At 68.1% G+C, this 15,250-nt stretch carries 19 protein-coding genes; 1 reads left to right on the top strand and 18 read right to left on the bottom strand.

What is annotated here, in order from left to right; all coding sequences use genetic code 11:
• Positions 1 to 53: 53 nt before the first annotated feature.
• From RSP_RS17480 to RSP_RS17465, 4 genes are read right to left on the bottom strand one after another with little or no spacing between them, the layout of a single operon-like run.
• A complete protein-coding gene (locus tag RSP_RS17480; RefSeq protein WP_011339246.1) occupies positions 54 to 1,001 on the bottom strand; it encodes a 2-hydroxyacid dehydrogenase in 948 nt (315 codons plus the stop codon).
• On the bottom strand, positions 998 to 1,330 hold the full coding sequence (locus RSP_RS17475) for a tRNA-binding protein (protein WP_002724123.1): 333 nt from the start codon (positions 1,328 to 1,330) through the stop codon (positions 998 to 1,000). The genes RSP_RS17480 and RSP_RS17475 overlap by 4 nt, the downstream gene beginning before the upstream one ends.
• Positions 1,327 to 2,148, bottom strand: a complete 822-nt coding sequence (proC, locus tag RSP_RS17470) for a pyrroline-5-carboxylate reductase (protein WP_017140370.1) — start codon at positions 2,146 to 2,148, stop codon at positions 1,327 to 1,329. The genes RSP_RS17475 and proC overlap by 4 nt, the downstream gene beginning before the upstream one ends.
• Before the next feature lie 27 nt (positions 2,149 to 2,175).
• Entirely contained in the window at positions 2,176 to 2,679 is a 504-nt protein-coding gene (locus tag RSP_RS17465) for a type III secretion system chaperone family protein (protein WP_017140369.1), read from the bottom strand.
• 432 nt (positions 2,680 to 3,111) lie between these two features.
• Here RSP_RS17465 and RSP_RS17460 point away from each other — a divergent pair, with 432 nt between their 5' ends.
• Positions 3,112 to 4,107 carry a DUF2971 domain-containing protein gene (locus RSP_RS17460; protein WP_160384142.1) on the top strand — a complete coding sequence of 332 codons (996 nt, stop codon included), beginning with the start codon at positions 3,112 to 3,114 and terminating at the stop codon, positions 4,105 to 4,107.
• A gap of 167 nt (positions 4,108 to 4,274) precedes the next feature.
• On the opposite strand, the gene RSP_RS17455 is transcribed toward RSP_RS17460, so the two are convergent.
• The 14 genes from RSP_RS17455 to RSP_RS17390 form a co-directional block, all read right to left on the bottom strand.
• Positions 4,275 to 5,333, bottom strand: a complete 1,059-nt coding sequence (locus RSP_RS17455) for a type I restriction endonuclease (protein WP_017140367.1) — start codon at positions 5,331 to 5,333, stop codon at positions 4,275 to 4,277.
• Between the two features lie 337 nt (positions 5,334 to 5,670).
• Positions 5,671 to 6,498 (bottom strand): DNA adenine methylase, encoded by an 828-nt coding sequence (locus tag RSP_RS17450; protein ID WP_017140366.1) that lies wholly within the window; start codon positions 6,496 to 6,498, stop codon positions 5,671 to 5,673.
• 143 nt (positions 6,499 to 6,641) lie between these two features.
• Positions 6,642 to 7,616, bottom strand: coding sequence for a phage late control D family protein (locus tag RSP_RS17445; RefSeq protein WP_011339240.1), 975 nt, complete (start codon positions 7,614 to 7,616; stop codon positions 6,642 to 6,644).
• Complete coding sequence (locus RSP_RS17440) at positions 7,613 to 7,825, bottom strand: tail protein X (RefSeq protein ID WP_011339239.1); 213 nt, start codon at positions 7,823 to 7,825, stop codon at positions 7,613 to 7,615. Before RSP_RS17440 ends, RSP_RS17445 begins: the two co-directional genes overlap by 4 nt.
• Positions 7,822 to 8,232, bottom strand: a complete 411-nt coding sequence (locus RSP_RS17435) for a phage tail protein (RefSeq protein ID WP_017140365.1) — start codon at positions 8,230 to 8,232, stop codon at positions 7,822 to 7,824. Before RSP_RS17435 ends, RSP_RS17440 begins: the two co-directional genes overlap by 4 nt.
• Positions 8,225 to 10,552: a tape measure protein gene (locus tag RSP_RS17430; protein ID WP_011339237.1), complete on the bottom strand. Its 2,328-nt coding sequence runs from the start codon at positions 10,550 to 10,552 to the stop codon at positions 8,225 to 8,227. Before RSP_RS17430 ends, RSP_RS17435 begins: the two co-directional genes overlap by 8 nt.
• Before the next feature lie 9 nt (positions 10,553 to 10,561).
• On the bottom strand, positions 10,562 to 10,690 hold the full coding sequence (locus RSP_RS17425) for a GpE family phage tail protein (RefSeq protein WP_017140364.1): 129 nt from the start codon (positions 10,688 to 10,690) through the stop codon (positions 10,562 to 10,564).
• Between the two features lie 26 nt (positions 10,691 to 10,716).
• On the bottom strand, positions 10,717 to 11,013 hold the full coding sequence (locus RSP_RS17420) for a phage tail assembly protein (protein WP_011339236.1): 297 nt from the start codon (positions 11,011 to 11,013) through the stop codon (positions 10,717 to 10,719).
• A gap of 14 nt (positions 11,014 to 11,027) precedes the next feature.
• Positions 11,028 to 11,525, bottom strand: a complete 498-nt coding sequence (locus RSP_RS17415) for a phage major tail tube protein (protein WP_011339235.1) — start codon at positions 11,523 to 11,525, stop codon at positions 11,028 to 11,030.
• A gap of 11 nt (positions 11,526 to 11,536) precedes the next feature.
• Complete coding sequence (locus RSP_RS22680) at positions 11,537 to 11,668, bottom strand: hypothetical protein (protein WP_011339234.1); 132 nt, start codon at positions 11,666 to 11,668, stop codon at positions 11,537 to 11,539.
• Positions 11,669 to 11,805: 137 nt separating this feature from the next.
• Positions 11,806 to 12,000, bottom strand: a complete 195-nt coding sequence (locus tag RSP_RS17405) for a hypothetical protein (protein ID WP_011339233.1) — start codon at positions 11,998 to 12,000, stop codon at positions 11,806 to 11,808.
• Between the two features lie 419 nt (positions 12,001 to 12,419).
• Positions 12,420 to 12,653 (bottom strand): hypothetical protein, encoded by a 234-nt coding sequence (locus RSP_RS17400; RefSeq protein ID WP_002724021.1) that lies wholly within the window; start codon positions 12,651 to 12,653, stop codon positions 12,420 to 12,422.
• A gap of 352 nt (positions 12,654 to 13,005) precedes the next feature.
• On the bottom strand, positions 13,006 to 14,049 hold the full coding sequence (locus RSP_RS17395) for a lipocalin (protein ID WP_017140362.1): 1,044 nt from the start codon (positions 14,047 to 14,049) through the stop codon (positions 13,006 to 13,008).
• Positions 14,046 to 14,924, bottom strand: a complete 879-nt coding sequence (locus RSP_RS17390) for a hypothetical protein (protein ID WP_011339231.1) — start codon at positions 14,922 to 14,924, stop codon at positions 14,046 to 14,048. The genes RSP_RS17395 and RSP_RS17390 overlap by 4 nt, the downstream gene beginning before the upstream one ends.
• Between the last annotated feature and the right edge of the window lie 326 nt (positions 14,925 to 15,250).

The raw sequence follows: 15,250 nt of genomic DNA, 5'->3' as shown, positions 1-15,250 counted from the left end.
GCTGGGGCGCCCGGTGCGGCCGACAGGACCTGAGCGGCGGCACCGGCGCATCGTCAGACCGCGTTCGGCAGCGGCCGGCCGTCGGCGAAGGCCAGGAGGTTCTCGACCGCCATGAGCCCCATGCCCTCGCGCACCTCGAGGGCCGCGGTCCCCAGATGAGGCAGGAGGGTCACATTCTCCATCGCGCGGAGCGCGGCGGGCACCTCGGGCTCGAACTCGTAGACGTCGAGCCCCGCGCCGGCGAGCCGGCCTTCGGCGAGTGCCGCGATCAGCGCCGTTTCGTCGACGATGTCGCCGCGGGCGATGTTGACGAGGATCGCGCCGGGCCGCATCTGGCTGAGCGCCGCCGCATCGACGAGATGGTGGGTCGCGGGCGTCGCGGGCACGGCCACCACGACGATATCGGCGTCCAGCGCCTCGGCCAATCCCACCTGTCGGGCGGGGACGCCCGGATCGGCGACGGGCGAGCGGTTGAAGAAGGTGATCTCCATCCCGAAGCCGTGGTGGGCGCGGCGCGCGATGGCCTTGCCGATCCGGCCCATGCCGAGGATGCCGAGCCGTTTTCCCGTCATGTGGAGACCGAGCATCTGCGTCGGATGCCAGCCCTCCCACGCGCCGCGGCGCACCAGCCGCTCGCCTTCGCCGGCCCGGCGCGCCGTCATCAGCATTAGCGTGAGCGCGATGTCGGCGGTGGCGTCGGTGACGGCGCCCGGCGTGTTGGTGACGGCGATCCCGGCGGCGGTCGCGGCGGCCACGTCGATATGGTTCGTCCCCACGCCGAAGTTGGCGAGGATCCGGGCGCGCGGCTGCGGCACGTCGGCGAAGACCTCGGCGCGGAAGAGATCGCCCAGCGTCGGCAGCACGGCATCGTGCTCGGCCAGCGCGCGGCGCAGCTCCTCGGGCGAGAGCGGCTTGGTGCTGTTGCGAACCGTGACCTCGAACCGGGCGCGGGCGGCCTCGAGAATCCGGTCGGGCAGGGGGCGGGTGATGAGCAGTCTCAAAAGAGCTTCCCTCCGAGTGGCACGTCCTGGCCGGGTCCGATCAGCACCACCTCGCCCTCGGCATCCGGCACGCCCAGCACCAGCACCTCCGACAGGACCGGGCCGATCTGGCGTGGCGGGAAGTTGACCACCGCCAGCACCTGCCGGCCGACGAGGCTTTCGGGTTCGTAATGCCGGGTGATCTGGGCCGAGGAGCGTTTCTCGCCGATCCCGTCCCCGAAATCGACCCAGAGCTTCAGGGCGGGCTTGCGTGCCTCGGGGAAGGGTTCGGCGCGGGTGATGCGGCCCACGCGGATGTCGACCTTGGCGAAATCCTCGTAGGCGATCATCGGCCGAGCTCCCGTCCGCGGTCGGCCGCAGCCTTCACCGCGCGGCGGAGGAGCGGCGGCAGGCCGCTCTCGGGATCCATCAGCACGCCGAGCGCCGCCGCCGTCGTGCCCCCCGGCGAGGTCACGTTCACGCGCAGCTGGCTCGCGCTTTCCGGCGCGCGATGGGCAAGCTCGCCCGCGCCGGTGACGGTGGCGCGGGCGAGGGTCATGGCGAGATCGGCCGGCAGCCCCTCGGCCTCGCCCGCTGCGGCGAGCGCCTCGATCAGGTGGAAGACATAGGCCGGCCCCGAGCCCGAGACCGCGGTCACCGCATCCATCTGATGCTCGCCCTCGAGCCGGACCACCTGGCCCACCGCCGAGAGGAGATCCTCGGCCAGCGCCATCTGCGCCTCCGAGGCGGCAGCATTGCCCACCAGCGCCGTGATGCCGCGGCCGACCGCCGCGGGTGTGTTCGGCATGGCGCGGATCACCGGCGTGGCCGCGCCCAGCGTGCGTTCGTAATAGGAGATGGGCGTGCCCGCCGCGACCGTCAGGAAAAGCACCCGCCCTTCGCCGAGCGCCGCGAGCCCCGGCAGGGCCTCGGACATCATCTGCGGCTTGACCGCGACCAGCACCACCGCGGGCTCGTCGGGCAGCGCCTCGTTCAGATGCAGCCCGCGCGCCGCGAGCGATTTCAGCCAGTCCGACGGCCTGGGGTCCGTCACCCAGACGGCGGAGAGCGCAAGGCCCCGTCCGAGCCAGCCCTCGAGCATCGCCGAGCCCATCTTCCCGCAGCCGAGCAGCACCAGCCCCCGGCGGCCAAGATCCGCAAGATCCATTGTTTCCCCCGTTTGTGCGGGGAAAGACTAGGCGCGGCCGTAGGCCTCCGCAATGGCGACCTTGATCGCCTCGGCCGGCGGGCTCTCGGCCCAGGCCACCATCTGGAAGGCGGGATAGAAGCGCTCGCTCGCGGTGACGGCCTCGGCGATGAGCTGGCCGATCTGCTCGGCGTTGACGCTCTGTCCGCCCGACAGCAGCAGGCCGTAGCGCCAGGACATCAGCTTCTGCTCGCCCCAGTAGGTGAAGGCCCCGGTCCAGACCAGATCGTTGCAGCGGTTGAGCAGGTCGTGCAGCTCAGGCATCCGGTGGGTGGGCGGCTCCATCTCGAAGGTGCAGAGGAGCCGCAGCATCTCGTCTGCGGGTGACCAGGCGAGGGTCAGCGAGTAGGTGCGCCACTGGCCCTCGACCGCCATCGCGATCTGGTCCTCGGTGATGCGGTCGAACTCCCACGCGTGATGTTCGGCCAGCGTCTCGACGATGTCGATCGGATGGATTTCCTCCGAAGAGAGATAGGTCTCGCTGAGCGACATGTGCCCGGGCCTCATCATTGAACCGCCTGCAGGGGATCACCCACAAGAAGCTGGGTGCGCGGCAAGGGACGGCGCTGCCTGCCTCCGTCCTCACTAGATATGGTGTTCGCAAAGCGGAAGACTGTAAAGGGGCCTGTGCAAACTCTTCTGTGGACAAAACGAATTGTAGCGGTTGTAGCGGGACACGAAGACCTGCAGTGCGGGACACGAGAACCTGCAGCAGAGCAGCTTCGTTCTGCCCCCCGACACTCTGATCTCAACGCGACCTGACGGCGCTGGCATCTTCGCCCATAGCCGCGCTGGCAACCTGCAGTCGTGCCGTAGCTGCAAGTCGTCGTCGCCATATGGTTGACGACCGAAGAATCGGAGTTCCAGCGGGCTCTGAAGTGGCGGTATAGGCTTGGCGGGTGAATGTCGTCTCCGGAGGCAAGAGTGACGCTCAGTGTGACCAATGATGACGAGCAAGATAGGATTGAGCAGATATTCTTTCATCATGCGCGATCTCGCTCCGCCGATCTGCGAGCGAGAGGAGCGCGCTTTGCTCATTATACAAGCGCTTACGCGGCTCTTCAGATAATCGAAAAAGAAGAAGTTTGGATGCGAAACGCGGTCGTGATGAACGACTTCTCCGAGATCCAGCATGGCCAAGATTGTGTAAATCATGCTTTGCAGGATCCGGTCATTGGCGGCGTGGCAGGGGGCAGGCTTCACACCATTCTGGAAGATGTAAAAGCGGGTCTTTCTGCTACCTTGCTTGAAGATTTAATGAATATTGCGGTACATCAGACGATAGGAAGTTATCTTGTTTCGATCAGTGAACACGGCAACGGTTCGACAGAGGAAGACCAGTACGGCCGCCTCTCTATGTGGCGAGCCTACGGCGGGAACACGAACGTTGCCTTCGTGTTTCGCACTACTCCTTTCTTTGCAAGAAGCACGGCGTACACGGCGTTCACCAGTCCCGTCCATTATTGCTGCCCAACTTCGTTCAAAGGAGAATTCGAGAGTTTTGTCTCAAGGCTGGAGCGGGAGCGCGCCTTCTTGTGCTCTTTGGGCGGAGAAGAGGTGCGCATGTACGTCACGAATGCATTGCACTTCGCCATCCTATCTCTAAAGCATCCAGGATTCAGGGAGGAGCGGGAGTGGCGTGTTATCCATTCGCCAAGTCTGATGCCTTCTCCACGAATAAGATACGATATCGAAACGATCAATGGCGTGCCGCAAAGAGTTTACAAGCTTCCCCTGATGAACTTTCCAGAAGAAGGTTTGATAGGGGCGACGCTGCCAGAATTGATCGAGGAAATCATTATCGGCCCAACGGCGACGCCTTGGCCAATATATGAGGCCTTGGCTTCAAAGCTGGAAGCGAAGGGGATGCAAGACGCATGGCGGCGAGTACGGATCTCCAACATCCCCCTGAGGCGCTAGAATTTCAGGCACCGGGTCCGTTGTGGGGACTATAACCGGCCGTTCCATGCCGTCTGTGGCACGTCCGGGAGTTGAAAGACCTTGTCGAGCTGCTGCCGAATGATCTATCGGCAGCAGCCTTGATTGGCCGCAGATCGTGACCCGAGACAAAAAATCTAAACTGAGGCCTAGGTGCTGGACATTTCGACGTATCGAGCGGCAGTCACTCGGAGGCGCTCAGCGTAGGCATAGATGTCATCCGTGGACGTAAGCGGAACGCGTTCCTCTTGCTCACCGTCGAATAGCCCGATGTACTTGACCGAACGATTGAAGTGGAGACGTGCCAGCGGACGGCGGTTGTTGTTGTCAACGAGGATCCCGCAGTAGCTCTTCTGATCACGCATATGTACGCGGCCTGGCTTGATCGTACCTGCGACGATTGCCTTGACCATCATGAAGCCCTCCATCTCCTCCTGCGTCGTGACGACGTCTGGTTCTGAAGGTTCCAATTCAGACGGTTCGGCTACCGGCTCGTTACTGGCGAGAGCCGACGAAAGCCGTTCATGTACTGCCTCGCGGATCATCTCTTTGAACGCAGATTTCAAGAGTCCGCGGAACTGATCAATCACGGCTGCCGTATATCGTCCTTCATGGAGCGGAGCGGTTACCAAGCGAATCAGTTCCTCGGGCGGATCCTCCATGATCCGATGGATGTGAGCCTTAATAGCTGACGTATATTTAAGCCGCTCTGCATTCGCGAGAATCGTGTCGACGTCAAAGCCGATTTTTTCGAACTTCTTCAACTCCGCCAGAACCTGAGCGTGCGGCTCGGCCAGATCGAACGTAAAGAAGGGTCGGCTATCCAGCTTGTTTGGTTCGTCGAGATCCGTGTGGAAGTGGAAGTAGCGGCCGTTCGTCAGGATGGCGAATTTCGCGCTGGTGACCGTGAAGTAGCGGAAGAGCTGTGCGAGGTGCACCTTGTCGAGGTTCGTGCTGATCGGTTTGCACTCGACAAGGATGCGGATTTCGTTCTCGAGCTTGATCGCGTAATCGACCTTCTCGCCTTTCTTTCCTACCGCGTCCGCCGTGAACTCCGGAACAACCTCGAAAGGGTTGAAGACGTCGTATCCGAGGCTCTGAAGAAACGGCAGGACGACTGCTGTCTTGACTGCCTCTTCCGTCATCATGTTCGCGCTGTGCTGCCTGACCCGCTCAGAGAGAACCTTGATCGTTTGCTCGATAGACATTGAACTCATTCCTCCACAGGTATCGGGCAGCGTGTTCGGCGGGATCTATGCCGGGTTGGCGCTTCGTTGCCCTTGGCAGTTTTGCGCCACGCCATCAAAGAAGACAGCATCACCTGGCTTGCTCAAGGAGCAAGGCAGGTGATGCGTCATGGCGCCGCAACCTGCGCGCAGAACACTTGAGGGCTGCCCTCCTCTCGATTGTGACAACCCGCCGCGTACGGTAATCGGTACCTTGCCCCAAGAGCACGAGATCTGGTTTGGGTCGCGGCGTCGGACGCGGGGCCTCATACCCTGCCAAGGTCGCCGCGGGCGGATCGCTCCGCCCACGGCACCTTCCTCAGCCCTCTTCGCCGATGTCCCAGTTCGAGACCAGCAGCTCCGGCCGCGCCGTGCCATTGCCCTTCGCGCTGCCGCTGATCGAATAGGTGGTCGTCACCTCAGTGATCCGGAACCTGCCGAAGATCGCGCGGATCTGGGGCACATCGTTGATCGAGAGGAGGAAGCGGCCCTGCAACTTGGCCAGCCGCTCGGCCATCAGCCCGAAGTCCTCGCGCTGGAACAGGCCGCGGCCGTAGTCGGTCTCGGATCCCCAGTACGGCGGGTCGAGATAGAAGAGCGTCTCGGGCCGGTCGTAGCGGGCGAGGAAGTCGGCCCAGTCCAGGCATTCGACGATCACGCCGGCGAGGCGGCTGTGCAGGTCCTCGAGCATGGGCTCCAGCGTGGTGAGGTTGAACCGCCCAGGCCGATGCGAGGAGACGCCGAAGTTCCGCCCGCTCACCTTGCCGCCGAAGGCGGTGCGCTGGAGGTAGAGGAACCGCGCCGCCCGTTCGAGGTCGGTCAGCGTGTCGGGATCGGTGGCGCCCAGACGCTCGAATTCGGCCCGCGTGGTCAGCTGGAAACGCAGCGTGTCGAGGAACTGCGGATAATGCCGTTGCAGAATGCGGAACAGGTTCGCCACGTCGCGGCCGCGGTCGTTGATGACCTCGGCCCGGGGGCGCGAGCTGCGGCGCAGGAAGATCCCGGCCATGCCGACGAAGGGCTCGGCATAGGTGAGGCAGGGGCTGCGGTCGAGGATGGCGCAGATCCGGCGGGCGAGGTTGCGCTTGCCGCCGATCCAGGGCGCCACAGGCTGCAGCGGGGTGACGGGCGAGAGTGGACTCTTCATCTGGTTCGTGTCTCTTCGGCGTGCCCGCAAGGGTGCGGGAGCGGCCATGATTCTTGTCTGGTCGGTGGGGGATCGATCGCCATCATGCCCCATGTCGGAGGGTGGTTGCACACCCTCTGGCCTCCCGGTTGACGCTCAGCCGGTCATGCCGTGCCCTTCCTGCCGCGGAACGAGGTCACGAGGCCGCCCGGGTCGAGCTGGTGGCTGACGCTTTCCAGATGCCAGTCGCCGTTCAGCTCGGGGCGCAGACCGGTCACGGTGACCGAGGCGCCGCCGAGGAGGCCGGGCTCGAAGCCCGCGAGCCGGGCCTCGAGCGTCATGGCCGCGCGGGCGGCGCCCGACAGCACCGCCTCGGCCGCCCGCAGCGCCTCGGCCTCGGTCGGATAGGCGTGGCGCAGCTTCTTCAGCGGCGTGCCGGAGCCCACCCGGACCCGGTGGGTGATGCCGCTGCCGGTCTCGGTCCATTCCGCCTCGGCCGCGCGATAGACGCTGCGGCCCTCGAAGGACCAGCTCCAGTCCGAGAGGCGCCAGGGCGGCAGGACCGGCGGGGTGAGCGGGTCGCCGGCGGCGGTCCGGCCCTCGCCGCGGCGCTGCACCACCAGCGCGCCGCCGGCGGGCTTGGCGGTGGCGTCGAGCGTTGCCGCGATCCGGGTCAGGAAGTGCAGGTTCGACTCGGCCGTCTGGGCGAGATAGTCCCAGGCCGTGCCCGCCACGCTCTCGCCCACCACCGGCCTGAGGCCGGCCTCGGCCGCGACGGTCGCCACGATGTCGCGCAGGCTCCGGTTGCGCCAGGCCCGGGTGCGGGGGCTGCGGATCTCGCCCTTCAGGTCGGCCGCGGTGGCGGTGATCCGCAGGGACTGCCGCGGCCCGCTGCCCGCCACGCCATCGACGGCGAAGACCCCCATCGCGGCCAGCGGCTGGCCGGCGAACCCCAGTGCCACCTCGATCCGCGCCTCGGTGTCGGGAAAGGCCAGCCGGCCGTCGCGGTCGTCGAGCTCGATCTCCAGCCGGTCGGCCTTCGTGCCGTCCTCGTCGGTGATCACGAGGCTCAGGAGCCGGTCGGCCACGGCACCGGTCGCGTCCTCGCCATCGACGGTCAGCCGGAAGGCCGGGATCATGTCCGGCCCCAGAGCCTGATCTGGCCGGTGGCCACCGGCTCGGCCACCTCGGGCAGGGTGATCAGCACGCCGGCCGGATAGACCGAGCCGAGCGCCGCCAGGTGCGGATTGGCCGCCAGCACCGCCGGTACATGCCGCTCGGACCCGAGCCGGGCCTTGCAGATCGCATCCAGCATGTCGCCGGCGAGGGTGCGGTAGATCCGGCTCATGCGCGGTCGCTGCCGTAGGCGCGGAGGCCGAGGGTGAACTCGATCTTCCGCGGCGCGCCGTCAGTGAGGAACAGGCTCTTCCGCTCCTCGACCGTGGCGATCACCCAGCGCTCCCAGACCCAGCCGAGCCCGTCGACGAGGACCATCGGCTGGCCGGTGCCGGCCACCAGCCGCATCAGCTCGACCTGGCGCAGGCCGCCGCGGAAGTGCGGATAGATCACGCCCTCGAGGGTGATCTCGTCGCTGCCCGGCCCGAGATACTGCAGCGCCGGCGCCCGGCCGAGCCGGTCCTGCGCCTCCCAGCGCCACGATGCCGATCGGCTGAAGCTCTGGTAGCCCGCCCGGTTCACGCCGAAGCGGAAGCTGCCGAGCGCCATCATCACGAGGCTGGCGCCGAGATCAATCATGCTCGCCCCCGTCGTGGAGCGCGAGGCCGCGCTCGCGGGCAACCGCCTGCAGCTCGCGCCGAACCGCACGGGCCACATCGGCCGGGCTCATGCCGGGGGCCGCGTGGATCGTGATGCCGCCGATCTCGAGCCGGGGTGCCCGAGCCGCCGCCGGGGCCGACCCGCCGGCCCGGCCACCGCCCGCCACCACCCGGATCTGCGCCGGCGCCGCAGCCATGGCCTCCAGAGCGCGGAGCTGGCGGTTCGAGATCACCTCGCCATCGGTGCGGGGCACGAAGAGTTCCTGCCCCTGTTCCTGCCAGCGGTAGATCTGGCCCGCCCGCACCGGCCCGCCGAGCGCGCGCTGCCCGGCCGTCATTGCGGCCCAGGGCTTCGGCGCCACCGCCGCCGGACCGGCCACCGCACCCCGCGCCGGGCGGTCGGAACCTTCGCCGCCACCACCTTGGCCACCCTCGCCGCCGCCGATGCCCTTCAGCCAGGCCGGCATCTCGGGGATCAGGCCCGAGAGCTGTTCCTGCACATAGGCGGTCAGCTGGCCCATGACGGACTTGATCCCCTCCCAGAGCGACAGGATCATGTCGACGCCCAACTGGAACAGGTCGATGTCGAAGGCGGCGGTCAGCGCGGCCGTGACGTCGGCGAAGTCCCAGCCGGTGAGATAGCGGAGCAGCCCCTCCGCCGCGTCCATCATCAGCACGAACGGGTTGAACGCGGCCAGCGAGGCCAGCACGCCGTTCAAGAGCCCCTGGTCGAAGGCCGCCCGCACCCGGTCGATCTTGCCCTGGAAGTAGGCGACGACCCCGTCCCAGTTCCGGTAGATCACGTAAGCCGCGCCGGCGATCGCGGCGATCACCAGCAGGATCGGGTTGGCCAGCGCCGCCCGGCCCACCACGAGCAGGGTCCGGCCGACGAGCTGCGAGGCCGTCACGAGGCTCCGGAGCGCGAGCGAGGCCACGCCGATCGCCGCCCGGGCGATGCCGTGCAGCGAGACCAGGAACAGCCGGGCCGCCGCCGTCGCCGTCCAGATCATCGCCCGCCCGGCAAGAAGCAGCGCCCGGCCGAGCCACTGGATGGCGGTGCCGGCCATGATCGCGCCGGCGCGCAGCAGCCGGAAGCCGGCCGCCAGCACTCCCCGCATCAGCAGCCCGAGCCGGGCGAGGATCGCAGCCGCCGCCACCGCATGGCCGGCCATCCCGGCGAGGCCGGATCCCACCAGCAGCAGGCCGCGGCCGAAGGTCAGGAAGCCGCCGATCAGGCTCAGGACGATCCGCCCCATCAGCAGCGAGGCCGCGAACCAGGCCAGCCGGTCCCAGCCGCCGAGCAGGTCTGCCGCCTGGGCGACGACCGGCACCAGAAGGTTCCAGGCCGCGACCGCCTGACCGGCGAAGGCCCACATGGCCTCGAGCGTCCTGAGGATCACCCGGGCGACCTCGTCGGCCCAGAGCTGCAACCGGCCGTCCTCGGCCATGGCGTTCAGCGTGCCGAGGATCTCCTGCAGCCGGCCCTTCAGGAAGTCGAACACCCCGGAGGCCATGACCATCCGCTGGAAGCGGCCCCAATGGTCGAGCACGTTCGACAGGATCCCGTCCCAGGTCTTGGCCATCCCCTCCGAGGCGCCCTTGTTCTTCTCGGCCATGGCCTCGATCAGCAGTTCGATCTCCTTCCGGCCGAGCTGACCCTTCGAGGCCATCTCCTGCAGCTCGGCCGCAGTCTTGCCCATCTTCGCGCCGAGGAGATCCCAGACCGGCACGCCGCGCTCCAGCATCTGCAGCGCCTCCTCGCCCTGCAGTTTGCCCTTGGTCCAGGCCTGCCCCAGCGCCAGCACCAGCCCGTCGAGCTGCTCGGCCCCGCCGCCGGTCGCGGCCATCGTGTCGACGAGCGCCTGCATCGCGCCCTTCGTCGGGTCGAGCCCGAAGGCCTTCAGCCGGGCATAGGCCGCAACCGTGTCATTCAGCTGCAGGGGCGTCCGGGTGGCGAAGTCCTCGATCCAGCGCAGGGCGCGGTCGGCGCCCTCGGCCGAGCCTTCGAGATTGGTCAGCTGCACCCGGAAGCGCTCGAACTCGGCCGCCGGGCGCAGGAAGGCCCCGGCGATCAGCGAGACGGTCCCGGCATAGCCCGCGAGCACCGCGCCCCCTCGGAGCGCCGCCCCGGTGACCGAGCCGAGGCCCTCGCCCATCAGAGCCGCGCCGCGCCCGACCGTCGCCGCCTGGCGCATCATGCCCTCGCCGCCCAGCCGCTCGACGGCCCGCATCGCCGCGCGGGCCGGGGCCGTTGCGCGGTCGACGAGGCGCAGGATGAGCTGGATGTTCAGGTCGGCCATCGCGATCGGTCAGCCTTCGCTCATGTCGGGGGGTGCCGACCGAGCCCGGGCCTTCGCCCACCAGCGGGCGAGCTCCTCCGGGCTCATCGGGTCCATGCTCTGGGGCGGCCAGTGGAAGACGGCGGCAATGTCGGCCATCGCTTCCTCGGGATCGTCCGGCAGCTCTAGTGGCGGAGAAGATCCGCCTCCGCCGTGGCCACCATCTCCGCCGTCGCAAAAAAACCCACGACCGCCGCGGAGAGGCCGAGGAAGTCGGCCGGATCGAGCGCTGCCACCTCGTCGGGCAGAAGCGCGGGCTCGGTGATGCGCGGCAGCAGCCGGCTGAGCGCGGTCACGTCCATCTGCAGGATGTCGGTGAGCTTCAGGCCGCGCAGACTGCCGACGTCAGGCTTGCGCACCGTGACGCTCGCGATGTCGCCCGAGGCTCGCTTCAGCGGCTGGAGAAGAGTGGTTTTGGACATGGTTTTAGGCCCCCTTAAATACCCATGGCGCGGCGCATCTCTGCCAGCTGGTCCTGGCCGCCGATCACCCGCTTCGCGTTCGGCAGGTCGATGTCGAGCAGCAACTCGCCGTCGATCTCCAGCCGGTAGCTCCGCACATCCATCGAGATCTTCAGCTTCGAGGGCGTGCCGGGCTTCAGATCGCCCGGCTCGCTCACCGTGATCAGCCCCGAAAGGGTGGCCACGATCGGCACGGCGCCGAAGTCCGACGGGTTGGCCATCGCCGGGCGGAACACGAAGCGCTCCTGACGGCCGAGCTTCTTGACGATGGCGGGCACCCATTCCGAGAAGGACATCTTGGAAGCGAGCGCCTCCATGCCGACGTCGATGCCGATCGGGCCGTCCATGCCGGCGCCGCGATGCGCCTCGGTCTGGATCTTGACCGCTGGCAGCTTGCCCTCGTCGACGATGCCGAAGTAGCTCACCCCGTCGACGAAGGCGTTGAAGTTCCTGATCGTGCGCGGAAGGGCCATGCCTTGTCTCCTTACCGGTTGCCGGTGACCGAGAGCACGAGCTCTTCGTAATAGTCGCCGTTGCGATGCGCCTGGAGCGTCAGGTGCTCCAGCGGCGCGGGCGGCTCGATGTCGAAGTCGAGAAAGAGCTTCCCGGCCTTCATCGTGGCCTCGGTGTTCAGCTCGGGATCGATCCAGGCCGGGCGGCGGCATCTAGATGAGCCTGCACCGCCCGGGCCACGCCGGCGAGGATCTCCTCGGGGCCGGGATCGGGGTCGGGCGCGGGGGCCTCCGCCCCGTCCTACACGCCGACGGGCAGCGGCTCATAGACCCATCCGGCCCCGGTCCAGCGGGCGCGCGAGCCTGCCGGCGGATCGGGATCCGGCGCCTCGATGCAGCCTGCGGGGATCAGGAAGACGCCGCGCTCGAGCGGGCTCTCGTCGGCCTCCTCGATCCCGACGAAGTGGCCGGTCTCGTTCAGTTGCATGACCTTCATGGCGGACCTCAGAACTTGATGCAGTAAAGCAGGGCGACGTTGCTCGGGCGGACCTCGGTATTGGCATTGGTCCGGAAGCGGATGCAGACGTCATCGCCGTCCGGGCCGCGGCCCGAGGTGCGCGCCGCCAGAGGCGGATTGGCCGCCAGCAGCCGGTCCTGCGCCTGCCGGCGCTGCGCGGTCGATTTCTCGTGCGTCGGTAGACCTTTGGCCGTTACAGCCAGAGGTCTTCCCGCTTGGCGGAGGCTCGGACTTCCGGGTGTCCGGTCAGGGCGGCAGGGGTGCGGGCTTCAGACCCGGGAGTGATGGCCGGGAAGCGATCGCGGCCGTGCGTCTCGCCGGTTTGCTCCGGGGCGGGCTTCCGGGCGCCCGGTCAGCGCGGCTCGGGTGCCTGCGCGGCACCCGGGACCGGCAGCCGCTCAGCCGTCTCGGCCGGGGGCGTCCTTGCCGAGGCGGGCCGCGGCGAGGCGGCGGGACTTGGCCGCGCGCTCCTCGGTATCGGCCTCGATCTGCCTCCGCGCCGCCTCGGTCGTGCGTTCGGCGGCCTGTTCCTTGGGGGAAAGACGGCGCCCGGCTCCGGGAGGGCCCGCACGCTCGACCGGCGCGGTCAGATAGTGGTCGAGCAGGGCCTGCGCCGAAGTGCGTTTCTTCATTCTGGTCTCCTTGATGTCTCCGAAGGACCCGGACCTGCCGGCCGAATCTGCCGGACCGCCGCGCGAGGGCCGGCCCGATGCGGGGGGATGGGCTGCGAGCCATGGCAGGGATGGTCCGCATCCGCCCCTGTCATGCCGCGAAAGGCAGTCCGGCCTGTCATCATGATCAGCGCTGGCGCCTCAGATGCCCGGACATTCCGTCTCCCGCGGCCTCCGCCAAGCGCCTCCGTTCCTGGGCGCCGGCATTGCAGGTTCCAGATAGTCCGGTCCCGGCAGATGACCAGCCCTTTCCTCACTCGGGCCTCGGGATGGCGGTCTCCCGGCCCTCCCGGTCCCCGTGCCAGCCCCGGCCTCAGCGCAGGTCGATCTGCCAGGTGAGATCGAGCCCGATCTGGTCGCTGCGGAAGAGGGCTACGGTGGAGTCCGTGCGCTCGTAGCTCACGGTGACATCGAGCCGGGGCGTGAGCTGGCGGAAGAGCGCGATCCCGGTGGAACGGTCTTCCTGCGCGATCCCGAAGAGCTGCCCGCCCGAGGCTTCCGAATGCCAGACCGCGGCGCCGGTGGCGGCACCGCCCATGCGCCAGCGGGCCTCGGTAAAGGCGCTCACCCGCTCGACGCTGCGGCCCGGCACCGGGCGGCCGAGGGCCAGCCCCACGCGGGTGGCGAGACCCGACCAGACCGAATGCAATTCCAGCCCGGCATAGGGCTGGTCGAACTCGGGCCGCCGCCGCTCGCCCAGTTCGAGGCGGATCTCGTGATAGCTGCCGGGCACCGCGAAGAGCTGCGCGAGCTGGACCGAAGTTTCGCGCTGTTCGAAATCGCTCAGGCTGCGGCTGCTCTTCGCCTCGCGCAGGCAGAGGTCGAGGAAGCTCCAGCCGGCCAGATGGTTGCGGCTGCAGAGGCCGAGCGTCCGGTCGCGCCGCTCGTAGCCGCTCTCGCGGGCGCGCGAGATCGCGCCGTCCGCCTCGACCTCGAGGAAGCGCCCCAGCCCCCAGGCGAGGCGCGCCTCGCCCTCGACGGCGATCCCCACGGTCGGGCCGGATTTCGCGACATAGGCGGGATCGACTTCCAGCCAGCCGCCGGCGAAATCGATCCTCCGCTGGCCCACGCCGCCGTTCAGGTTGGGCGACCAGCCGAGGGTGGGCCGGGCGGTGACCTCGGTCAGGATCCAGTCCGGGGCCGGGCCCTCATGGAAGAAGCCCTGCGCAATCAGGTCCGACTTGAGCGCCAGGGTGCGGCTCCAGGGGCTCGCCTCGGCGGCGAAGGCGCGCCCCTGGGCGAAGATCCTCAGCCGCTCCGAGACCACCAGATCGCCGCTGCGGCCGAGCTCGTAGCTCTGCGCCGCGACCGCGGCCGGCAGGGCGGCTACGAGCGCGGCCAGCGCCGCAGCCCTCATTTGTCGACGTTGGGATGGCTCCCCCAGAAGATGCCCTGCGAGGTCAGGCGCTTGCCGGTGGCGTGATAGACGCCCGAGGTGGTCATCTTCTCGTCGTGCTGCCGCAGGCTCGTCTCGTTGCCGCTGATGCTGCCGCGCAGGAAGCCCTGGGCAGAGAGCGTCTCGCCACCCACCCGCGCCGTCTGGGTGATCGCACCCCCGAACTCGCCGGTCAGGACGTTGAAGGTCAGGTTGTCGGCCTTGATCTGGGTCTCGATCTCGGAGGCGCCCTCCTGCCCGGTCCGCAGGTTGATCGCCGCGGTGCCCCGGTCGAAGTCGATGACGAGGTTCTCGAGGTCGCCGCGCCCGGTCCGCACCGCGCCGCCGTCGACGCTCGCATAGACACGGAAGTCGCCCGTGCCCCGGAAGTAGTATTTGCCGCTGCCGATGGCGTTCCCGCTGCTGTCCACATTGTCGAAGGGCGCCTGATCCGCGGTCAGGCGCAGCACCTTGACGACCTTCTCGCCGCTGCCCGTCAGAGGCGCGACCTCCGCGATGACCTCGACGAAGGTCTTGTCGGGGAAGCTGTTCTCGGCGTCCTTGATGAGACGCGCATAGCCCGCGGGCGACCCGCCGTTGTCGAAGCCCGCCAGCGCGTCGCGGTCGGCCGGGGTCGAGGCCAGATCGATCCGCGCACGGGTGAAGCCGTTGTGATCGGTCGTGTAGGACTTGATGCCCTCGGTCTTGACCTCGCGCCCGGTGAAGCCCGGCTCGACAGGGTCCGATCCGCCGCCGCCGCCCCCGCCGCCGCAGGCGGCGAGGATCAGGCCTGCGGCCAGCAGGGCAGCGGCCTGCGCCTTCGGCTGGAGAGGGAAGGCGGCGCGCGGTGACGGCATCTGACAGATCTCCCGGTGTCCCCGCGTGCAAAAGGGCCGCGGGGAGGACTGCTCGTCTTGGTAAAGTCACCTTCAGGGCGAAGCAAGCCTGCAGCGGCCCCGCGCGCCGGTTCCGCCATGGCAGAGCAGGAGTTGGCGTTCATCCTGCCGGTCCGTGGGGGGCAGGGAGTGCAGGTGCACCTTCTCATGGAAGGCGCAGAGGTCGGGTCGCGATGTGGGCGATGGAAAATCATGAAACACCTTCATGATGATAGTGCGGGATATGAGAGTGATCGATGAAGCCCTTCCCGCTATGGTCTCCGCTTCTCCTCCTGATCCGACCGGAC

The sequence above is a fragment of the Cereibacter sphaeroides 2.4.1 genome (genome assembly GCF_000012905.2).
Taxonomy (GTDB): domain Bacteria; phylum Pseudomonadota; class Alphaproteobacteria; order Rhodobacterales; family Rhodobacteraceae; genus Cereibacter_A; species Cereibacter_A sphaeroides.
The sequence above is the reverse complement of the archived record's forward strand: the minus strand, read 5'-3'. Positions and strand labels throughout refer to the sequence as shown.

What these genes read in the sequence shown, in the direction of transcription:
- RSP_RS17475 (WP_002724123.1), bottom strand. Translation starts at nt 1,330, where the DNA reads ATGATCGCCTACGAGGATTTCGCCAAGGTCGACATCCGCGTGGGCCGC.
- proC (WP_017140370.1), bottom strand. Translation starts at nt 2,148, where the DNA reads ATGGATCTTGCGGATCTTGGCCGCCGGGGGCTGGTGCTGCTCGGCTGC.
- RSP_RS17465 (WP_017140369.1), bottom strand. Translation starts at nt 2,679, where the DNA reads ATGTCGCTCAGCGAGACCTATCTCTCTTCGGAGGAAATCCATCCGATC.
- RSP_RS17455 (WP_017140367.1), bottom strand. Translation starts at nt 5,333, where the DNA reads ATGTCTATCGAGCAAACGATCAAGGTTCTCTCTGAGCGGGTCAGGCAG.
- RSP_RS17450 (WP_017140366.1), bottom strand. Translation starts at nt 6,498, where the DNA reads ATGAAGAGTCCACTCTCGCCCGTCACCCCGCTGCAGCCTGTGGCGCCC.
- RSP_RS17445 (WP_011339240.1), bottom strand. Translation starts at nt 7,616, where the DNA reads ATGATCCCGGCCTTCCGGCTGACCGTCGATGGCGAGGACGCGACCGGT.
- RSP_RS17440 (WP_011339239.1), bottom strand. Translation starts at nt 7,825, where the DNA reads ATGAGCCGGATCTACCGCACCCTCGCCGGCGACATGCTGGATGCGATC.
- RSP_RS17435 (WP_017140365.1), bottom strand. Translation starts at nt 8,232, where the DNA reads ATGATTGATCTCGGCGCCAGCCTCGTGATGATGGCGCTCGGCAGCTTC.
- RSP_RS17430 (WP_011339237.1), bottom strand. Translation starts at nt 10,552, where the DNA reads ATGGCCGACCTGAACATCCAGCTCATCCTGCGCCTCGTCGACCGCGCA.
- RSP_RS17425 (WP_017140364.1), bottom strand. Translation starts at nt 10,690, where the DNA reads ATGGCCGACATTGCCGCCGTCTTCCACTGGCCGCCCCAGAGCATGGAC.
- RSP_RS17420 (WP_011339236.1), bottom strand. Translation starts at nt 11,013, where the DNA reads ATGTCCAAAACCACTCTTCTCCAGCCGCTGAAGCGAGCCTCGGGCGAC.
- RSP_RS17415 (WP_011339235.1), bottom strand. Translation starts at nt 11,525, where the DNA reads ATGGCCCTTCCGCGCACGATCAGGAACTTCAACGCCTTCGTCGACGGG.
- RSP_RS22680 (WP_011339234.1), bottom strand. Translation starts at nt 11,668, where the DNA reads ATGAAGGCCGGGAAGCTCTTTCTCGACTTCGACATCGAGCCGCCCGCG.
- RSP_RS17405 (WP_011339233.1), bottom strand. Translation starts at nt 12,000, where the DNA reads ATGAAGGTCATGCAACTGAACGAGACCGGCCACTTCGTCGGGATCGAG.
- RSP_RS17400 (WP_002724021.1), bottom strand. Translation starts at nt 12,653, where the DNA reads ATGAAGAAACGCACTTCGGCGCAGGCCCTGCTCGACCACTATCTGACC.
- RSP_RS17395 (WP_017140362.1), bottom strand. Translation starts at nt 14,049, where the DNA reads ATGAGGGCTGCGGCGCTGGCCGCGCTCGTAGCCGCCCTGCCGGCCGCG.
- RSP_RS17390 (WP_011339231.1), bottom strand. Translation starts at nt 14,924, where the DNA reads ATGCCGTCACCGCGCGCCGCCTTCCCTCTCCAGCCGAAGGCGCAGGCC.